The organism is Streptomyces sp. NPDC034670 (assembly GCF_055574875.1).
Genome location: NZ_JBVITR010000005.1, coordinates 1 through 17996, shown reverse-complemented (window position 1 = coordinate 17996; position 17996 = coordinate 1). Strand labels below are relative to the sequence as shown.

18 protein-coding genes are annotated in these 17996 nt (G+C 73.3%); 5 read left to right on the top strand and 13 right to left on the bottom strand.

The features are described 5' to 3' along the window. Positions 1–109: 109 nt before the first annotated feature. A complete protein-coding gene (locus ACZ56B_RS05090) occupies positions 110–862 on the bottom strand; it encodes an MBL fold metallo-hydrolase (protein ID WP_468786385.1) in 753 nt (250 codons plus the stop codon). A 201-nt stretch (positions 863–1063) separates the two neighbouring features. Here ACZ56B_RS05090 and ACZ56B_RS05085 point away from each other — a divergent pair, with 201 nt between their 5' ends. Continuing rightward, positions 1064–1519 (top strand): type II toxin-antitoxin system PemK/MazF family toxin, encoded by a 456-nt coding sequence (locus ACZ56B_RS05085; protein ID WP_468786383.1) that lies wholly within the window; start codon positions 1064–1066, stop codon positions 1517–1519. Positions 1520–1613: 94 nt separating this feature from the next. On the opposite strand, the gene ACZ56B_RS05080 is transcribed toward ACZ56B_RS05085, so the two are convergent. From ACZ56B_RS05080 to clpS, 7 genes are all read right to left on the bottom strand, one after another. Beyond that, the gene (locus ACZ56B_RS05080) at positions 1614–2564 is read right to left on the bottom strand and encodes a PLP-dependent cysteine synthase family protein (protein WP_468786381.1); all 951 of its coding nucleotides are present in this window, start codon (positions 2562–2564) and stop codon (positions 1614–1616) included. 5 nt (positions 2565–2569) lie between these two features. Further along, positions 2570–2848: a MoaD/ThiS family protein gene (locus ACZ56B_RS05075; RefSeq protein WP_468786379.1), complete on the bottom strand. Its 279-nt coding sequence runs from the start codon at positions 2846–2848 to the stop codon at positions 2570–2572. Positions 2849–2964: 116 nt separating this feature from the next. Continuing rightward, complete coding sequence (locus ACZ56B_RS05070) at positions 2965–3060, bottom strand: putative leader peptide (RefSeq protein ID WP_468786377.1); 96 nt, start codon at positions 3058–3060, stop codon at positions 2965–2967. 128 nt (positions 3061–3188) lie between these two features. Then, positions 3189–3611 (bottom strand): M67 family metallopeptidase, encoded by a 423-nt coding sequence (locus ACZ56B_RS05065; protein ID WP_468786375.1) that lies wholly within the window; start codon positions 3609–3611, stop codon positions 3189–3191. A gap of 155 nt (positions 3612–3766) precedes the next feature. Beyond that, a complete protein-coding gene (locus tag ACZ56B_RS05060; RefSeq protein WP_468786373.1) occupies positions 3767–5308 on the bottom strand; it encodes an alanine/glycine:cation symporter family protein in 1542 nt (513 codons plus the stop codon). A gap of 366 nt (positions 5309–5674) precedes the next feature. Continuing rightward, on the bottom strand, positions 5675–6277 hold the full coding sequence (locus tag ACZ56B_RS05055; RefSeq protein WP_468786371.1) for a DUF2017 domain-containing protein: 603 nt from the start codon (positions 6275–6277) through the stop codon (positions 5675–5677). Positions 6278–6333: 56 nt separating this feature from the next. Then, positions 6334–6651 carry an ATP-dependent Clp protease adapter ClpS gene (gene clpS, locus ACZ56B_RS05050; RefSeq protein WP_468786369.1) on the bottom strand — a complete coding sequence of 106 codons (318 nt, stop codon included), beginning with the start codon at positions 6649–6651 and terminating at the stop codon, positions 6334–6336. 98 nt (positions 6652–6749) lie between these two features. Here clpS and ACZ56B_RS05045 point away from each other — a divergent pair, with 98 nt between their 5' ends. Then, a complete protein-coding gene (locus ACZ56B_RS05045; RefSeq protein WP_468786367.1) occupies positions 6750–8096 on the top strand; it encodes a nicotinate phosphoribosyltransferase in 1347 nt (448 codons plus the stop codon). Between the two features lie 141 nt (positions 8097–8237). After that, on the top strand, positions 8238–8825 hold the full coding sequence (locus tag ACZ56B_RS05040; protein ID WP_468786365.1) for a nicotinamidase: 588 nt from the start codon (positions 8238–8240) through the stop codon (positions 8823–8825). A gap of 125 nt (positions 8826–8950) precedes the next feature. On the opposite strand, the gene ACZ56B_RS05035 is transcribed toward ACZ56B_RS05040, so the two are convergent. Next, complete coding sequence (locus tag ACZ56B_RS05035; protein ID WP_468786363.1) at positions 8951–9313, bottom strand: hypothetical protein; 363 nt, start codon at positions 9311–9313, stop codon at positions 8951–8953. Between the two features lie 123 nt (positions 9314–9436). Then, complete coding sequence (locus tag ACZ56B_RS05030) at positions 9437–11794, bottom strand: immune inhibitor A domain-containing protein (protein ID WP_468786361.1); 2358 nt, start codon at positions 11792–11794, stop codon at positions 9437–9439. A gap of 385 nt (positions 11795–12179) precedes the next feature. Between ACZ56B_RS05030 and ACZ56B_RS05025 the strand changes: the two genes are divergently transcribed. After that, on the top strand, positions 12180–12470 hold the full coding sequence (locus ACZ56B_RS05025) for a hypothetical protein (RefSeq protein ID WP_468786359.1): 291 nt from the start codon (positions 12180–12182) through the stop codon (positions 12468–12470). A gap of 38 nt (positions 12471–12508) precedes the next feature. On the opposite strand, the gene ACZ56B_RS05020 is transcribed toward ACZ56B_RS05025, so the two are convergent. From ACZ56B_RS05020 to ACZ56B_RS05010, 3 genes are all read right to left on the bottom strand, one after another. Then, on the bottom strand, positions 12509–13210 hold the full coding sequence (locus tag ACZ56B_RS05020) for an RDD family protein (RefSeq protein ID WP_468786357.1): 702 nt from the start codon (positions 13208–13210) through the stop codon (positions 12509–12511). A gap of 97 nt (positions 13211–13307) precedes the next feature. Beyond that, the gene (locus ACZ56B_RS05015; RefSeq protein WP_468786355.1) at positions 13308–14738 is read right to left on the bottom strand and encodes an RDD family protein; all 1431 of its coding nucleotides are present in this window, start codon (positions 14736–14738) and stop codon (positions 13308–13310) included. Positions 14739–14899: 161 nt separating this feature from the next. Continuing rightward, positions 14900–16366 carry an FAD-binding oxidoreductase gene (locus ACZ56B_RS05010; RefSeq protein WP_468786353.1) on the bottom strand — a complete coding sequence of 489 codons (1467 nt, stop codon included), beginning with the start codon at positions 16364–16366 and terminating at the stop codon, positions 14900–14902. A 104-nt stretch (positions 16367–16470) separates the two neighbouring features. On the opposite strand from ACZ56B_RS05010, the gene ACZ56B_RS05005 reads away from it, so the two are divergent. Beyond that, positions 16471–17889: a tetratricopeptide repeat protein gene (locus ACZ56B_RS05005; protein WP_468786351.1), complete on the top strand. Its 1419-nt coding sequence runs from the start codon at positions 16471–16473 to the stop codon at positions 17887–17889. The last annotated feature ends 107 nt before the right edge of the window (positions 17890–17996 follow it).

Sequence of the window (17996 nt, the reverse complement as noted above, 5' to 3'; positions counted from 1 at the left end):
AGAACAAAGCCGAAAGCCTCCCCCCCCCCCCCCCCGACGACCACCCCCCCCCCCCCCCCCCCCCCCCCCCCCCCCCCCCCCCCCCCCCCCCCCCCCCCCGTCCGCGGGTTCAGACCTCGTACACCGCGCCCGGCGTCGCCAGCCCCACCGGGCCGTCGTACACCGCGCGGGCGTCGGCGAGGTTGACCCGCGGGTCGGTCCACGGGGGGATGTGGGTGAGGATCAGGCGGCGGACGCGGGCGCGGGTCGCGGTCTCCCCCGCCTCGCGGCCGTTGAGGTGCAGGTCGGGGATGTCCTCCTTGCCGTGCGTGAAGGCGGCCTCGCACAGGAACAGGTCGGCGTCGCGGGCGAGTTCGTCCAGCGCCGGGCTGACTCCCGTGTCCCCGGAGTAGGTCAGGGTCCTCCCGCCGTGCTCGATGCGGATGCCGTACGCCTCCACCGGGTGCGCGACGCGCTCGGTGTGGACGGTGAACGGGCCGATCTCGAAGGTGGACGGCTTGACCGTGTGGAAGTCGAAGACCTCGCTCATGGAGGAGGCCGAGGGGGTGTCGGCGTAGGCGGTGGTCAGCCGGTGCTCCGTGCCCTCCGGTCCGTAGACCGGCAGGGGCTCGCAGCGGCCGCCGTCGTGCCGGTAGTAGCGCGCCACGAAGTACGCGCACATGTCGATGCAGTGATCGGCGTGCAGGTGGCTGAGGAAGATCGCGTCGAGGTCGTAGAGACCGCAGTGGCGCTGCAGCTCTCCCAGGGCGCCGTTGCCCAGGTCGAGGAGCAGCCGGAAGCCGTCGGCCTCGACGAGGTAGCTCGAGCAGGCCGATTCCGCGGACGGGAACGACCCCGAGCAGCCGACGACGGTGAGCTTCATGAAGCAGAAACCTCCGCTGGCGGGATGTGAAAACGGGGGTCGTGCGGTTCGTCGAGCGTACGGCGCGAAACCTTTGGCCGCTCCTTCGCCAGGGGCCGTTGTGGGCGAACTCACCTGTGCTGTCACCGGTTCGGCTGGAAGCGGTGCTTCCGGGTACCCCCGGGGGCGCGCGGCAACGGCTCGCGCCGGTACCGTCGGGGCATGGACACGTCCTGGTGGCTCGCCTTCGCCGCGGTGGTGCTGCTCGCCCTGGTCACCGCCCTCGTCGACGGGTGGGGCCGGGGGACGCGGCCGCCCCGGGAGCGCCGGGCCGGGTTCCCGCGGCCGAGGGGGCGGGCCCGCGCGGACGGGCCGCGGCCGGCGGAGATCTGGTGGGCCGGGGTGCCCTACGAGGACGGGCCGGGGAGCAAGGACCGGCCGTGCCTGGTGCTGTCGGTGCGCGGGCGGCGGGCGACCGTCGCGAAGATCACGACGAGGTTCCGGGACGGGCGGGCGGGCGTGATCGCGCTGCCCCCGGGCTCCGTCGGGGACGCGCGGGGGCGGGCGAGCTTCCTGGAGACGGACGAGCTGCGCGAGGTCCCGGTGGAGGACTTCCGGCGCCGGGTGGGCGTGGTGGACCCGGCGCTGTGGGACCAGGTGCGGTACCTCGCGGGGTGACGCCCCGGGACGCGGGAAGGGACCGGAAGGCGTGCCCTTCCGGTCCCTTCCCGCGTGCGGTGGGGTGCCCGCGCGGGACGCGGGCGGTGCCGCCCTACGCCCAGAGCTGGCCCTGGAGCCGCTCGATGGCCTCCTCCGTCGTGGCCGCCGTGTACACGCCGGTCGACAGGTACTTCCAGCCGCCGTCGGCGACGACGAAGACGACGTCGGCGGACTCCCCCGCCTTCAGCGCCTTGTTCGCCACGCCGATCGCCGCGTGCAGGGCCGCGCCGGTGGAGACCCCGGCGAAGATGCCCTCCTGCGCGAGCAGTTCACGGGTGCGGGTGACCGCGTCGGCGGAGCCGACCGAGAAGCGGGTGGTGAGGACGGAGGCGTCGTACAGCTCGGGGACGAAGCCCTCGTCGAGGTTGCGCAGACCGTAGACCAGGTCGTCGTAGCGGGGCTCGGCGGCGACGATCCGCACGTCGGGCTTGTGCTCGCGCAGGTAGCGGCCGACGCCCATCAGGGTGCCCGTGGTGCCGAGGCCGGCCACGAAGTGCGTGATCGAGGGCAGGTCGGCGAGGATCTCGGGGCCGGTGCCGGCGTAGTGCGCGCCGGCGTTGTCGGGGTTGCCGTACTGGTACAGCATCACCCAGTCCGGGTGCTCGGCGGAGAGTTCCTTGGCGACCCGCACGGCGGTGTTGGAACCGCCTGCGGCCGGGGAGGAGATGATCTCCGCGCCCCACATGGCGAGCAGGTCGCGGCGCTCCTGCGAGGTGTTCTCGGGCATCACGCACACCATGCGGTAGCCCTTGAGCCTCGCGGCCATGGCGAGCGAGATGCCGGTGTTGCCGCTGGTCGGCTCGAGGATGGTGCAGCCCGGGGTCAGGCGGCCGTCCTTCTCCGCCTGCTCGATCATGAACAGGGCCGGGCGGTCCTTGATCGAGCCGGTGGGGTTGCGGTCCTCCAGCTTGGCCCAGATCCGGACGTCGGCGGACGGCGAGAGCCGCGGCAGGCGCACCAGGGGGGTGTTGCCCACCGCGGCCAGCGGGGAGTCGTACCGCATCCCGATCAGGCCATGCCGCCGGCCACGGCCGGCAGGATCGTGACGTTGTCGCCGTCGGACAGCTTGGTGTTGATGCCGTCGAGGAAGCGGACGTCCTCGTCGTTCAGGTAGACGTTGACGAAGCGGCGCAGCTGCCCCTCGTCCACGATGCGGGCCTGGATGCCCGCGTGCCGGGTGTCGAGGTCGGCGAAGAGCTCGGCGAGGGTGTTCCCGGTGCCCTCCACCGCCTTCCGGCCGTCGGTGTACTGGCGGAGGATGGTCGGGATGCGGACCTCGATGGCCATGGCTGCGGGCTCCTGTCGGAAAGGGGGTGTGTTCTGGTCGGTGGGCGCGCGTGGGGGTCCCCCGGGTTCCGCCCCGGGGAGCGCCGCGGCTCACGGCCGTACGGCGGCGGCGGGAGTCAACAGAGGGTGCTGTTCAGCCTGCACAGGTCGACGTGCAGCCGCGCCACGAGCAGGGCGCCCGGCGTCGTTTCGCTCACGTCGAGTAGAACCATGGGCCCATCGTATCGATTCCCGGTCCGCTTCCCGGAAGGCGATCTCATCTCTCGGACATCCTCCATCCGCAGGGCGAGACCCGCGTGCCCGGCCTCCGGGGCGGGACCGGCGGGCGGCCGGCGGGCGGTCAGTACGCCTCGACCACCTCGACCTCCTCCTCGGTGACCTCGCCGTCCACGATCCGGAAGGAGCGGAACTGGAACTCGCCGAGGCCGTCGGTGTCGGCGGTGGAGACCAGGACGTAGTGGGCGCCGGGCTCGCTGGCGAGGTCGATGTCGGTGCGGGAGGGGTGGGCCTCGGTCGCGGTGTGGGAGTGGTAGATGACCACCGGTTCCTCGTCGTTGTCGTCCATCTCCCGGTACAGCTTCAGCAGGTCCTGGGAGTCGAACTCGTAGAACGTGGGCGAGCGGGCCGCGTTCACCATGGGGATGAAGCGCTCGGGCCGGCCGGAGCCCGCCGGGCCCGCCACCACGCCGCACGCCTCGTCGGGGTGGTCCTCGCGGGCGTGGGCGACGATCTTGTCGTACAGGGCCTGGGTGATGGTCAGCATGGGGTCAGGATAAGCAACGGGCCGCCGCGTACCGAGGGGTGGTACGCGACGGCCCGTATGCCGGACGCCCTGAGCGGCCGCCGCGGGGAGCACCACGAGCGCTCCCGCGCGGACGGGCGTCCCGGAGGGGCGGGCCGGAAGGCCCGCCCGCGGTCTCAGAGTGCCTCGGTGGCCCGGGGACCGTCCTTCGCGGGCTCGGCTGCCGCCGGTCCGCCGGCGTTGCGGCGGCGGACGAACTCGAGGAAGGAGTTGAGCTCGCGCCTGACCACGGGGGCCAGCAGGTAGAGGCCGACGATGTTGAACACCGAGAGCAGGAAGAGCGCCGAGTCGGCGAGGCTGATCAGCGAGTCGAGGGAGAGCAGGGAGCCCGCGATCACGAACACGCTCCAGACGCTCTTGAAGACCAGCTCGCTGGTCCTGCTCCGGCCGAACAGGTACGTCCACGCCTTGAGGCCGTAGTAGCCCCAGGTCAGGATCGTGGAGAAGGCGAACAGCAGCACCGCGACGGTCAGCAGGTTCGGGAACCAGGGCAGGACGGTCCCGAAGGCGTCGGACGTGATGGTGACGCCGCCGATGTTCTCCCCCGAGCGGGCCTCGCCCCAGCTGGCGGGGGCGGCGATGACGATGGTCAGCGCGGTCATGGTGCAGATGACGACCGTGTCGATGAACGGCTCCAGCAGGGCGACCAGGCCCTCGCTCGCGGGGTGCTTGGTCCTGACCGCGGAGTGGGCGATCGGGGCGGAGCCGATGCCGGCCTCGTTGGAGAAGGCGGCCCGCTGGAAGCCGACGATCAGGGCGCCGATCACGCCGCCCGCGACACCGTCGGCCTGGAAGGCTCCCTCGATGATGGAGCCGAACGCGTCGGGCACCGCGGTGATGTTGGTCAGGATGACGATCAGGCAGGCCACGATGTACATGACGGCCATCGCCGGGACGAGCCGGCTGGTGACCGAGGCGATGGAGCGGATGCCGCCGAGCAGGACGAGACCGACCAGGGCCGCCACCACCAGGCCGAACAGCACGGCCCCCGCGGAGGAGGCCAGGAAGCCGTCCTCGCCGCCGAAGGTGGAGGCGATCTGCGCGTAGCTCTGGTTGGTCTGGAACAGGTTGCCGCCGAACAGGCCGAAGAACAGGATCATGACGGAGGCGAGGACGGCGAGCACCTTGCCGAGCCTGGCGCCGCCGCTGCCGAAGCGATCGGCGAGTCCCTTGGGCAGGTAGTGCATGGGGCCGCCGGAGACGGTGCCGTCCGCGTGCTCCTCGCGGTACTTCACGCCGAGGGTGACCTCGACGAACTTGGTGGCCATGCCGAGCAGGCCGCACAGGATCATCCAGAAGGTGGCACCCGGGCCGCCGATGGAGACGGCGACGGCGACACCGGCGATGTTGCCGAGGCCGACGGTGCCGGAGACGGCCGCGGTCAGCGCCTGGAAGTGGCTGACCTCGCCGGGCGAGCCCTCCTCGTCGTACTTGCCGCGCACGACGTCGAAGGCGAGTTTGAGCTTGCGCGCCTGGATCAGGCCGAACCAGCCGGTGAAGACCAGGCCTGCGATCACGAGCCAGGCGACGATGAGCGGGAGCTCGGTCCCGCCGACCGGGACGGCGTAGAAGACGATGTCGCCGACGGTGGTCGCGACGGGGTCGAAGAAATCGCTGATGGCGTCGTCGATGGTGGTGGTGACGGAGTCGAGTGACATCGATCTTCCTCAGTGGCGCGGGGACGTGCTGGCGTGCGCAGCGGAGCGGGTGGCGATGCGGGCGGGGCCCATATACGTCCCGTTCGGCGACGGCGATGGGGCGGCGGCCCGCGGACCGGGACCGTCGTCCTCCTGTCGTGCTGGTCGTACACACCGGCGATGACCGGCTTCCTCGGCCGCGGCGGGGTGGGCCGCGAGCGAGGTGCCGATTTCTACCACGTCACTTTCGCGGCTTCGAGTGACCCGCATCACATGAAACCGCCCATGTGGTGTAAAGCCACAGGGGCGGTAATGGGATCGTTATTCGGACTTGAGGTTCCTCTGAGCGAACAGATCGGATCACTTATCCGGACATACCGCTCGGATCTACGGCATGAGCGTCGAGACGAGCGTCTCCTGGAGACCGCCGAGCCACAGGTAGGCCATCACCATCGGCTTGCGCGGGTCCTCGTCGGACAGGTGGAGGAGGAGGTCGCCGTCCTCCTCGTCGCTGATCTCCAGGCGGGAGCCGATCGCCAGGCGCAGGTCGTTCAGGGCGCCGAGCCACTGCCGCGACTCCTCGGGCGCCAGCTTGAGCACCGCCCCGCCCTCGCCGGCCGGGGCGAGCGCGTCCAGGGAGCGGATCACCGCGAGGGCGTTCTCGCGCTTGCCGGCGCGCAGGTCGTTCTCGGTGTAGCGGCGGAACTCGGCGGAGTACGCCCGCCGCTGCTCGGCCTCCTTCGCGGACGCGGGCTGCTCCGGGCCGCCGTAGGCGTCCGGGAAGAGGCGGCGCAGCACCGGGTCGGAGGGCGGCTCGCTCGGGCCCTCGGAGAACAGCTCGGCGAGCGGGTCGCCGGAGGCGTCCCCGGCCGGGCCGGGGCCGATGAGCTCCATCAGCTGCACGGCCAGGGACCGGATGATGGAGATCTCGACGTCGTCGAGGGCGACGGCCGCGCCGCCGTCGGGGAGCGGTTCGAAGTGTCCTGGCATGGAGGCGTTTCGCTACTTCCGGTCCTGCGGGCGGGGTCGGGTCATGTCCGGTTCGGTCACTTCCGGTCCTGCTGGAGGGTGGCCCACAACCCGTAGCCGTGCATGGCCTGGACGTCGCGCTCCATCTCCTCGCGGGTGCCGCTGGAGACGACCGCCCGGCCCTTGTGGTGGACGTCGAGCATGAGCTTGGTGGCCTTGTCCTTGGAGTAGCCGAAGTACGTCTGGAAGACGTACGTCACGTAGCTCATGAGGTTGACCGGGTCGTTGTGGACGATGGTGACCCACGGGACGTCGGGCTCGGGGACGGCGAAGGCCTCCTCCGCCGACTCGGTGCGTTCGATCTCCAGGGGTGCGGGTGACGTCACACCGACCATGCTGCCACCGCAGGGGGGTGGTCGCACAAACCGGCCTGCCGTTCCGGTGCACGGACCTCAAATCGTCAAACTGACGAAATGGGGGTAGCATCCCTGCCATGAACACAGCGGACCTTGGGCTGCCGGTGACCGTCCCCTCGACGGCGCTCTTCACCGACCACTACGAGCTGACGATGCTGCAGGCCGCCCTGAAGGCCGGCACGGCCGGGCGGCGCAGCGTGTTCGAGGTCTTCACCCGGCGGCTGCCGGACGGCCGCCGCTACGGCGTGGTGGCCGGCACCGGCCGGGTGCTGGACGCGGTGGAGAACTTCCGCTTCGACGCGGACGTCCTGCGCTTCCTGCGCGACCAGCACGTCGTCGACGACCCGACCCTGGAGTGGCTGGCCGGCTACCGCTTCTCCGGCGACGTCTGGGGCTACCCCGAGGGCGAGGTGTACTTCCCCGGCTCGCCGATCATGCGGGTCGAGGGCAGCTTCGCCGAGTGCGTGCTGCTGGAGACCGTGATCCTGTCGATCCTCAACCACGACTCGGCGATCGCCGCGGCGGCCTCCCGGATGTCGTCCGCCGCCGGCGACCGGCCGCTGATCGAGATGGGCGCCCGGCGCACCCACGAGCTGGCCGCGGTGGCCGCCTCGCGGGCCGCGTACATCGGCGGCTTCGCCTCCACCTCCGACCTCGCGGCCGGCTTCCGCTACAACATCCCGACCGTGGGCACCTCCGCCCACGCCTTCACCCTGCTGCACGACACCGAGCGGGACGCGTTCCGCGCCCAGGTGGACTCGCTCGGCGGCGGGACGACCCTGCTGGTGGACACCTACGACGTGACCGAGGCGGTCCGCACCGCCGTCGAGATCGCCGGACCGGAGCTGGGCGCCGTGCGCATCGACTCCGGCGACCTGCTGCTGGTGGCGCACCGGGTGCGCCAGCAGCTGGACGAACTGGGCGCGACCGGCACGAGGATCCTGGTGACCTCGGACCTGGACGAGTACGCCATCGCCTCGCTGGCGGCGGCGCCCGTGGACGCCTACGGGGTGGGCACCCAGCTCGTGACCGGCTCCGGGCACCCGACGGCCTCCATGGTCTACAAGCTGGTCGCCCGCGCCGCCTCCGACGACCCCGGGGCGCCGCTGGTGCCGGTGGCGAAGAGGTCCTCCGGCGGGAAGACCTCCCTCGGCGGCCGGAAGTGGGCCGCGCGGCGGCTGGACGCGTACGGTGTCGCCGAGGCCGAGGTGGTCGGCACCGGCGAGGTGCCCGACGACCTGGCCGACCGGCAGCTGCTGGTGAAGCTGGTCGAGGGCGGCGAGGTGCTCGCGCGCGAGCCGCTGGACGTGGTCCGCGACCGGCACGCGGCGGCCCGCGCGGGCCTCCCCCTGTCCGCTACGCAGCTCTCCCGCGGGGAACCCGTCCTCCCGACGGAGTACGTGCACGCGGGCCCGGGTAGCTAAAGCGGCATGTGCCGTCACCGGCGGGTCAGGGCCCCTGCCCGCTCCGCCTCGCCCCTGTCCGCATCGACCCTCGTTCCCTAGGCTCGGACCTCCACGGCCGGGCCGCTCCCCACCCGACCCCAGAGCCGAAGGACACCGACCATGCGCCGCGCCTTGATCGTCGTCGACGTGCAGAACGACTTCTGCGAGGGAGGCAGCCTCGCGGTGGCCGGCGGCGCCGACGTGGCCGCCGCCATCACCGAGCTGATCGGGCAGGCCCCGGCCGGCTACCGGCACGTGGTGGCCACCCGCGACCACCACATCGCCCCCGGCGGGCACTTCGCCGACAACCCCGACTACGTCCGCTCCTGGCCCGCGCACTGCGTCGCCGGGACCGAGGGCGTCGGCTTCCACCCGAACTTCGCCCCCGCGGTCGCCTCCGGCGCGATCGACGCCGTCTTCGACAAGGGGGCGTACTCGGCGGCCTACAGCGGGTTCGAGGGGACCGACGAGAACGGCACGGGCCTGGCCGACTGGCTGCGGGCCCGGGAGGTCGACGAGGTGGACGTGGTGGGCATCGCCACCGACCACTGCGTGCGCGCCACCGCCCTGGACGCCGCCCGCGAGGGCTTCCGCACCCAGGTCCTGCTCGACCTCACCGCCGGGGTGTCCGCGCAGACCACCGAGCGGGCGCTCGAGGAGCTGCGCGAGGCGGGCGTGGAACTCTCGGGCAAGCCGGTCGTCCAGTGACGGCCCTCGCACGGGCCCCGCGGTGACCGCACCCGGGTCCCGTGCGCCCTCGCAGGGGTCCCGGGGCCCCGCCGCGGCCTCACGCGGGCCTCGCGGCGGCCGTCACGCGGGTGCCGCGGCGTCCGTCACGCGGGTGCCGTGGGACCGGATGCCGCGGGACGCCTGAACAGGGCTCTGATGGGGCGCCACAGCTCCACGGCCGGGGCGAGGCCGGTCGCCGGCCCGCCGCCGTCGGGCGCCGTCCGCCATATCAGGCCGTCCGGGTGGTGCAGCACCGCCGTGACCTCGTCGGGGGTCGGCGGGGCCGCGTTGCCCCGCAGGTAGACCGCCCGCAGCCCCAGGTTGCGCAGCCTGGTCAGGGCGCGCGCCCGGTTGTGCGCGCGGACGAGCACGCGGACCCCGGCCGGCCCGCCGGCGGCGGGGCTGGGCAGGTTCAGCGCCACCACCACGGTGCCGTCCGGCAGCTTGCAGAAACCTCCTGCGGCCATGTGGTCATACCCCCGTGTCATCCGGTGTCAATAAGAGAGCCACAGGACGCACCTAAACACGGATCGGCGGCGACCCGCCAGGGGGTCGCCGCCGATCATGCTCTGACCTGCGAAGACGTGGTCCTACCTCCCCGCGGGGCCGACCTCCAGCTCGATCGTCGAGCCGTTCTTGGCCTCCTTCAGGATCTTGATCTTCGTGTTGGTGTCAGTGATCTTGACGCTGCCGGTCGGGTTCGACTCGTCGTAGTAGTCGTTGGTGCGGTCGTTGAAGACCGGCACGCCCTTCGACGAGGGGATCCACTTCGCCACGTCCGCCTTGTGCAGCGTCATGCCGCCGGTGCGGTACGTGCTGAACGGCGCGTCGTAGGTCTGGATGCGGTTGCGCATCAGCGTGCCGTCGGACCACTTCAGCGCGGTCGGGTGGGAGTCGACCGGCAGGATCAGACCGGTGCCGGGGTGCTGGCTGGTGTTGTTGTCCTGCTGCGAGGTGTCCCACTTCCAGATCAGCAGACCGGTCTGGTACGCGTAGTGCTCCACCCAGTCGGGACGGTCCGTGAAGCCGAAGTTGTAGGGGCCGACCTCGAGGGTCTTGTCGTACGACACGTACTGGCGGTTCTCGGCGATGTAGTACTGCGCGTAGTCCTTGGTGAAGGACGCGCCGACGCGGGAGAAGCCGGTGGCCGTCCAGGCGCCGTCCGCGCTCTCGGCGTCGTCGGCGAAGACGGGCGCGCCGTCCGCGGTGACCGTGATCGCGTCGGCCGTGAAGCCCTTCTGGGCCACGCCGCCGTCGGTCTGGTAGCGGAAGCGGAGGTCGATCTTCTGGCCGGCGTAGGCGTCGAGGGAGTACGCGAACCTCTGGTAGCCGTCGAGCGTGCCGGTCAGGGCCGGCTTGTCGCTGCCGTCGCGCGGGATCGGCCGGCCGTCCACCGTGCCGTCGATCGCGGTCCAGTTGGCGCCGCCGTCGGTCGACACCTCGGTGTAGAGGTAGTCGTACTCGGCCTCGATGTCGTACCAGCCGTCGAAGGCCAGCTCGGCGGACGACTTCCCGGTGAGGTCGACACCGCGGGTCAGCGTGTTCCTGAGGTTGTCACCGCTGCCGCTCCACCACTGGGTCGAGCCCTGGGCGGGCGGGACGATCTCGGTGGTGACCGCCTTCTTCGGCAGCTCGACGACCAGCGCCTGCTTGTGCTTGGTGTTGTACTCGGCGAGGCCCAGCTTGTGCCAGGAGTTGACGCCGGCCTTGGCGGTGTCGTAGTTCAGCCAGCCGAGCTGGAGCTTGTCCCAGGCGGTCATGTCGCCGGGCAGGTCACCGATCTCCTTCTTGCCGGTGCCCAGCCAGGAGCCGGAGGACATCAGGGTCCAGAAGCCGGTGGAGTTCTCGCCGCCGGCGGTGTCGTAGAGGTCCGGCAGGCCGAGGTCGTGGCCGTACTCGTGGGCGAAGACGCCGAGTCCGCCGTTCTCCGGCTGGACGGTGTAGTCGCCGACCCAGATGCCGGTCTCGCCGACCGGGGCGCCGCCGAGCTTGTTCTGCTCGGGGCCGGTGGCGCCGGCGTCGGTGCCGAAGGCGTACCAGCGGTGGGCCCAGATCGCGTCCTCGCCCTGGGCGCCGCCGCCCGCGGACTCGTCCTCGCCGGCGTGCACGATCTGGAAGTGGTCGATGTAGCCGTCGGGCTCGTTGAAGTCGCCGTCGCCGTCGAAGTCGTAGCGGTCCCACTCGTCGAACCGGGCGACGTCCGCCTTGATCTGGGCGTCGGTGCGGCCGGCCGCCTTCTGCTGGGCGACCCAGGCGTCCAAACCGTCGCTGACGACGTTCCACACGCTCGAGCAGGTGCTCTGACCGCAGGCGTTGTTGCCGTAACGGGCCTCGTTGTACGGGACCTTGACCCAGTCGGAGACCTCGCCCTCGACCGAGTAGCGCCCGGAGGACTGCTTCTCGAAGTACGTCTTGACCGAGTCGACGCCCTTGCCGGAACCGAAGTACAGGTCCTCGAAGTGCTGCTGGTCGTAGTCCTCCTGCCAGGCCGTGGAGTTATCCTTCTTACGGTCCGGCTTGGCGATCTGGTTGTGCAGCGGGCCCGGCGTGCCGCCGTAGCGGCTGTCGATCCGGTCGCCGAACTCGACCAGGATCGTGAAGATCTTGTCGGTCTTCTCGCGGCCGAGCTCGACGTACTTGGTGTCGCCCTTCTTGCCCTTGAGCTGGACGACCTTCGAGCCGTCCTTCTTCCTCACCTCGGCCTTGCCGGAGAGGACCTGCTTCAGCGCCTCTTCGCGCTGGGCCTCCTGGGTCTTGGAGAGCGGGCCCTCGAGGTCGTGCTCGACGTGGTGGTGCTCCGCCGGGTCGTGCCGTTCCACGGCGCCGGGCCGGTCGGCCGCGTCGGCCGTGTGGGCCTGGGCCACGGTGAACGCAGAGCAGGTGGCGGTGGCCGCCGCGAGGGCCACGCCTATCGCGGCTGCTCTGAACGTCCAGGGTCTACTGGTCACTTGAGATCCCCTCCCGCGTGCGTGCGCGCGGACAGGGCGTCCGTCGGTGGAGGGCCCGCGTCGCACGTTGATCAACGCGTGTAGTCAAGTGACCACATTCGACTAGAGGTTCGACAGAAAAAACAGACCTTGACTTGAACAGATCAAGTGCATTATGCGGAGATCGTGTTCGCGTACCGGACACGTGGGGGCGAAACCGAACGGGCGCGCGTATTCGTCCGGTGGAGGGGCGCCATGAATCCGTGCGCCCCCCGTGCACCGGCCGTGTCGGCCGGGTCACGCTTACCGCCGGTTCCCCTCGGGCACCCTCGCGGTAAAGTCGCTTGGCGGAACGCCCTGATGCGGTGCGAAGCCAGGCCGAAGGCCCCCGACTTCCTAGGACACGATGGCCATGCCCCGTCCGACTGTCGCTCAGCTCGTCCGCGGTTCGTGCACCGTGGTCCTCGCGGCCCTCGCCATGCTGCTGTTGTCAGGTGCGACGTCGACCGTGGGGATCGCCTTCGTCGCCGTCGCGGCCCTCGCCCTCGGCGTGCTGGTGGCCCTGCGGGCCCCGCTGTCCGGGCCCCGTCCCACCGCGGCGCGCCGGCCCGCTCCCCTGCGGGCGGTCCGGGCCGCCGTTCCCTCCCCGGCCCGCGAGCCGGCCCGTGAACCGGTGCGGGAGCGCGCGGCGTCCTGACGCCCCGTCCGGCCCTCCCGCCGCCCGGTCCGGCCCGGTCAGCCGGTACTGACCACGACCGTTCTGGCGGCCTTGTCGTGCAGGCCCTGCTTGTAGGGCCGGTCGAAGAAGCTCCAGCCACCCGCGATCACGGTCCAGACGCAGGCGCAGCAGAACGCGAACGGCAGCCACAGCACGGCCGCGCGGATCAGCGAGGTCTGCACGGAGGGGGTGGCGCCGTCGGAGAGGTTGGCCACCCGCAGCTTCAGCCACCTCTTGCCCAGGGTCTGGCCGGACCGTGCCGTCAGGAGCGTGTCGTAGGCGATGTAGAGGGCGGCGGCGACCAGGGATTGCCAGAAGGAGCTGCCGACGTTCACGTCACCGCCGTCGACGGTGTAGCGGCCGACGCCGAACGGCCAGGTGAGCAGCCAGACCACGACGGCCACGAGGATCATGTCGATGACGCGGGCGAGCGTGCGCCGCCCGCTGTCGGCGAGCGGGGGCATGCCGGCGAGGGGGTCGGGGCCGGGGCCGCCGCCGTAGGGGCCGCCGCCCCCGCCGTAGGGATCACCGCCGCCCCCGCCGGGGCCGCCGCCCGAGTACGGCGGGGGCCGGTCCCCGTACGGGGCGTCGTACGGGGAGCCCGGTCCCGGTGCTCCGGAGCCGCCGGGGCCCGACGGGCCGCCCGGCGGGGGCTGCTTCCGGAAGGGGTCGTCGTCCGGCGGCTGCTGACCGGAGCCGGAGGGCGGTTCGGTGCTCATGGCCCGAGTCGACCGCGAACCCCCCGCCCCCGCATCCGGCGAGCGGCCGTCCGGAGTACCGTTCCCGCACGGCGCGCGGGCCGGGCGTGCCGCGCCGTCAGCCCGCCACGAACGTGTGCGCGGCCTTGTCGTGCCAGCACTGGCGCCAGGGCTTGTCGAACAGGCACCACAGGATTCCGACGACCCCGACGACGAGGAGCCCGGGGACGCTGTAGACCAGCCAGCGGCGCAGGGCCGCGCCGAACTCCGGCGCCTCGTGCCCCTCGATGTCCCGCACCTCCAGGCCCATCAGCCTCTTGCCCAGGGTGCGGCCCCACTTGACGGTGGGCAGCACCTCGTAGAGGACACCGGCGAGGAGGAGGACGGCGAGGACGATGCCGAGGTACACCGAGGTCGTGCCGTCGAGCAGCCAGACCGTGACGGTCTCGCCGGACAGCCTGGCCGCCTCGATCTTCGCGTCGACGTGGTCCACCGCCCTGACGCCCAGCGGTACGGCGGCCGCGGCCGTGACGCCCCCGAGCACGACGGTGTCCAGCAGCCGAGCGGCCAGCCGCCTGCCGAGCGCCGCGGGCCGGGCCGCCGCCTGCCTCCGGGCGGCGGCCTGGAACGGGTCCTCGGCCGGCGGCTTCCACGGCGCGGCCGGCGGCTCCTCGCCGCCCGCGAGCCGGTGCACCTGCTGCGCCCAGGAGGACTGACCGCCGCCGGGCCCGCTCGTCAGCGGCGCGCCGCCGGGAGCGGGGGCGGGGGCGGGGGCGGCCGCGACCGGGGCGGGCCGGGCCGGGCCGGCCTGCGGGGGGACGGCCGGGGCGACCTGCTGCGGTCCGGACGGCGCCGGGGGGACGGCCGGGCCGGCGCCCGCCGCCCGCTCGGCGGCGGCACGGGCGGCGGCCTTCCCGGCCCCGAACCCGGGTCCCCGGGAGGCGGCGGGGCCCGCCGGTCCCCCGCCCGGCGCGCCCGCGCGCGGGGGGACGGCGCGGAAGGTCATGGTGCCCTCGTCCCCGGGGGCGTCGGCCGGGGCGGCCGGCGCCCGCCGGGGACCCGCCGCCGGCCTGCGGAACACGAAGGTGCCGTCCTGGGCGGCCGGGTCCGCCTCCGGCCGGTCCGCGTCCGTCCCCGCGGGCGCCGCGGGCGCCGGCTCCGGTGCGGGGGCGTGCGGGACCCTCGGGTCGGCGCCCCAGGAGACCAGGCGGTCCTGGTCGCCGCCGAAGCCCGACTGGCGGGAGCGGTCGGCGCCCCAGGCCGAGGCGGGTTCGGGCCGGCTGCCGTGCTGCGACCCGGCCGGGGAGGGGTCCGGGGCGTCGACCGGGTCCTCGTCGAAGAAGTGCGGGCCGGTCTCCTCGACGGCGGGCTGCGCCGGCCGCGCGCCGGGCGGCGGGGCGAGCGGCTCGCCGTCCCGGGGCGCCGGACGGCTCGTGCCGGGCACCCAGGCGGCGCCGTTCCAGTACCGGACGTATCCAGGGATGGACGGGTCCGGGTAATACCCTTCGCGGGGCGTGTCGTCGCCGGGGGCCGGGGTTGGGGCGCTCATGTCCGTCGTCCCGTATCTGCTCGAGGGATGGGTCGGGGGGAAACCACATCTATCAGACGGGGGCGGGCCTGACCGCCCGTCCCGCCGGACCCACCCCTTTCGGGCACCGACGGGGTACCGGGCGAAAGATTTTCCGGAAATCCGCGCACGGTTCGGAGGATTCAGAACAGCTTGCCCGGGTTGAGGAGGTTCAGCGGGTCGAAGACCTGCTTGAGGGCCCGGTGCAGCTCCACCCCCACCGGGCCGATCTCGCGCGCCAGCCACTCCTTCTTCAGGACGCCCACGCCGTGCTCGCCGGTGATGGTGCCGCCCAGTTCCAGACCGAGCGCCATGATCTCGTCGAAGGACGCGCGGGCCCGCCGGGACTCCTCGGGGTCCGTCGCGTCGAAGCAGACCGTCGGGTGGGTGTTGCCGTCGCCCGCGTGGGCGACGACGCCGATGGTGAGCCGGTGCCCGGCGGAGATCCGCTCGACGCCGTCGATGAACTCGCCGAGCCGGGAGCGGGGCACGCACACGTCGTCGATCATCGTCGTGCCCTTGACCGCCTCCAGGGCGACCAGGGACGTCCGCCGCGCCTGGAGCAGCAGTTCGGACTCGGCGGCGTCCTCGGCCGGGACGACCCGGGTGGCGCCCGCGGCCTCGCACAGCGCGCCGACGGCGGCGAGGTCGGCGGCCGGGTCGGGGGTGTCGAAGGCGACGAGCAGCAGGGCCCCGGTGGTCTCCGGGAGGCCCATGCGGGTCAGGTCGTTGACGGCCGCGACCGTCGTGCGGTCCATGAGTTCCAGGAGCGCGGGGACGTGCCCGCCCGCCCGTCGCCCACCACCGCCCTTCCGCGGACGCGCTCCGCGCCCTTCCGTCTTCATGATCCGGCACACCGCGTCGCAGGCGGCGGCGGAGGAGGCGAACTCCGCGGCCAGCACCAGCTGCCCGGGCGGTTCGGGCTTCAGGGCGAGGACCGCGCGGACGACGATGCCGAGGGTGCCCTCGGAGCCGACGAACAGGCGGGTCAGGTCGTATCCGGCGACGCCCTTGACGGTGCGGCGGCCGGTGGACAGCAGCCGGCCGTCGGCCAGCACCACGTCCAGGCCGAGGACGTACTCGGCCGTGACGCCGTACTTCACGCAGCACAGCCCGCCCGAGGCGGTGCCGATGTTGCCGCCGATGGTGCACGTCTCCCAGCTGGAGGGGTCGGGCGGGTAGTGCAGGCCGTGCTCGCCGACGGCGCGGGCCAGGTCGGCGTTGACGACGCCGGGTTCGACCACGGCGATCCGGTCGACCGGGCTGATCTCCAGGATGCGGTCCATCTTCGTCAGGGAGAGCACGACGCAGCCGTCGGTCGCGTTGGCCGCGCCGGACAGGCCGGTGCGGGCGCCCTGGGGGACGACCGGCACGCGCAGCGCGGTGGCGGTGCGCATGACGTGCTGCACCTGTTCGACCGTGCGGGGCAGGACGACCACGGCGGGGCTGCCGGCCGGGCAGAAGCTCGCCATGTCGTGGGCGTAGGAGGCCGTGACGTCGGGGTCGGTGAGGACGGCCTCGGGGGGCAGGCCGTCGAGCAGCCGGCCGACGAGGGGGCCGGCCGTCACCGTGTCTTCGTCGCGTCGCGCTTCGATACGGCTCATGATCACAGCGTGACACCCGGGGCCATCGGTGTGAACCCCGCGTACGGCAACAGCGTCACGCCGAGGTGTGTTCATCGTATGAACGCGGGGTCTGGCGCACAGTGGGCGCCATGGACGACAAGCCACACGGCCCCGGCCGGCGGGTCCGCCGCCGGGTGCTGCTCTCCTCGCTCGCCGGGTGCGCGGTGCTCGCCGCGGTGTTCGGCGGGGTGCTGCTGCCGGGACCGGCGCCGGCGCCGCGCGAGCGCCCGGTGGACGCGCCGGATCCGGGGGCGCGGGCGCTCGCGGCGGTCACCAGCGGGGTGCCGCCCGCGCTGCCCGACCTGACGGTGCTGGTCGAGGAGCACGAGCGGCACCTGGGGAAGCACCCGAAGGACGCGGAGGCCTGGGCGGTCCTCGGGGCGGCCCGGGTGGAGCAGGCGCGGCGGCTGGCGGACCCGGCGTACTACCCGCGGGCCGAGAAGGCGCTGCGCACCTCGCTGGCGGTGCGGCCGAAGGGCAACGCCCGGGCGCTGCGGGGCCTGGCGGCGCTGGCGAACGCGCGCCGGGACCACGCCGCGGCGCGCCGGTGGGGCGAGGAGGCGCGGAAGCTGGAGCCGGAGCGGTGGACGACGTACCCGCCGCTGATCGAGGCGTGCGCCGGGCTCGGCGACCGCGAGGCGGCGGAGGAACTGCTGGAGCGGCTGGCCGCGCTGCGCTCCGGGCCCGAGGTGATGGCGCGGGCGGCGGCCGCGCACCGGGACCGGGGCCGGCGGGAGGACGCGGAGGTGCTGCTGGCCGACGCGGTGTCGGCCACCGGGGAGCCGGCCGAGCGGGCGGCGTACCTGGAGCAGGCCGGGCAGCTGTCCTGGGAGCGCGGCGACCTCCGGGACGCGCTGCGGCACTTCCGGGAGGCGGTGCGCCTCGACCCCGACCAGCGGGCGGCGCAGGCCGGGCAGGGCAGGGTGCTCGCGGCGCTGGGCCGGACGGCCGAGGCGCTGGACGCGTACCGGGCGGCGCTGGCCCGGCAGCCCCGGCCCGGGTACGCGCTGGAACTGGGTGAGCTGTACGAGTCGCTGGGGCTGCGGCGGGAGGCCGAGGCGCAGTACGGCCTGGTGCGCGACCGGGTCCGGCTGGCCGCGGCGCACGGGGCCGACGAGGACCTGGTGCTGGGCCGGTTCGAGGCGGACCACGGGGACGCGGAGTCCGCGGTGCGGCGGCTGCGGGCCCAGTGGGAGCGGCAGCCGTCGACGGAGGTGGCGGACGCGCTGGGCTGGGCGCTGCACCGGGCGGGCCGGTCCGGGGAGGCGCTGCCGTTCGCGGTGCGGGCCACGGAGGAGCCCCGGGGCGGCGGGGTGCGCAGCGCGCTGTACGCCTTCCACCGGGGCATGATCGAGCGGGAGCTGGGGCGGTCCGGGGCGGCCCGGCGGCACCTGCGGGAGGCGCTGCGGATCAACCCGCACTTCTCGCCGCTGCGGGTGCCGCGGGCGAAGGCGGCGCTGGACCGGCTGGGCGAGCCGCCCGTGGTGGCGGGGGCCGAGGTGTCCTGAGGCGTCCCGGGGCGGCACCCGGGGGGGGGGGGGGGGGGGGGGGGGGGGGGGGGGGGGGGGGGGGGGGGGGGGGGGGGGGGGGGGGGGGGGGGGGGGGGGGGGGGGGG

Excerpts from the sequence above, each read along its gene's own strand:
- ACZ56B_RS05020 (WP_468786357.1), bottom strand. The coding sequence starts at position 13,210 with ATGAGCACCGAACCGCCCTCCGGCTCCGGTCAGCAGCCGCCGGACGAC.
- ACZ56B_RS05005 (WP_468786351.1), top strand. The coding sequence starts at position 16,471 with ATGGACGACAAGCCACACGGCCCCGGCCGGCGGGTCCGCCGCCGGGTG.
- ACZ56B_RS05040 (WP_468786365.1), top strand. The coding sequence starts at position 8,238 with ATGCGCCGCGCCTTGATCGTCGTCGACGTGCAGAACGACTTCTGCGAG.
- ACZ56B_RS05025 (WP_468786359.1), top strand. The coding sequence starts at position 12,180 with ATGGCCATGCCCCGTCCGACTGTCGCTCAGCTCGTCCGCGGTTCGTGC.
- ACZ56B_RS05085 (WP_468786383.1), top strand. The coding sequence starts at position 1,064 with ATGGACACGTCCTGGTGGCTCGCCTTCGCCGCGGTGGTGCTGCTCGCC.
- ACZ56B_RS05045 (WP_468786367.1), top strand. The coding sequence starts at position 6,750 with ATGAACACAGCGGACCTTGGGCTGCCGGTGACCGTCCCCTCGACGGCG.
- ACZ56B_RS05080 (WP_468786381.1), bottom strand. The coding sequence starts at position 2,564 with ATGCGGTACGACTCCCCGCTGGCCGCGGTGGGCAACACCCCCCTGGTG.
- ACZ56B_RS05065 (WP_468786375.1), bottom strand. The coding sequence starts at position 3,611 with ATGCTGACCATCACCCAGGCCCTGTACGACAAGATCGTCGCCCACGCC.
- ACZ56B_RS05015 (WP_468786355.1), bottom strand. The coding sequence starts at position 14,738 with ATGAGCGCCCCAACCCCGGCCCCCGGCGACGACACGCCCCGCGAAGGG.
- ACZ56B_RS05035 (WP_468786363.1), bottom strand. The coding sequence starts at position 9,313 with ATGGCCGCAGGAGGTTTCTGCAAGCTGCCGGACGGCACCGTGGTGGTG.
- ACZ56B_RS05090 (WP_468786385.1), bottom strand. The coding sequence starts at position 862 with ATGAAGCTCACCGTCGTCGGCTGCTCGGGGTCGTTCCCGTCCGCGGAA.
- ACZ56B_RS05070 (WP_468786377.1), bottom strand. The coding sequence starts at position 3,060 with ATGGTTCTACTCGACGTGAGCGAAACGACGCCGGGCGCCCTGCTCGTG.
- ACZ56B_RS05075 (WP_468786379.1), bottom strand. The coding sequence starts at position 2,848 with ATGGCCATCGAGGTCCGCATCCCGACCATCCTCCGCCAGTACACCGAC.
- ACZ56B_RS05055 (WP_468786371.1), bottom strand. The coding sequence starts at position 6,277 with ATGCCAGGACACTTCGAACCGCTCCCCGACGGCGGCGCGGCCGTCGCC.
- clpS (WP_468786369.1), bottom strand. The coding sequence starts at position 6,651 with ATGGTCGGTGTGACGTCACCCGCACCCCTGGAGATCGAACGCACCGAG.
- ACZ56B_RS05060 (WP_468786373.1), bottom strand. The coding sequence starts at position 5,308 with ATGTCACTCGACTCCGTCACCACCACCATCGACGACGCCATCAGCGAT.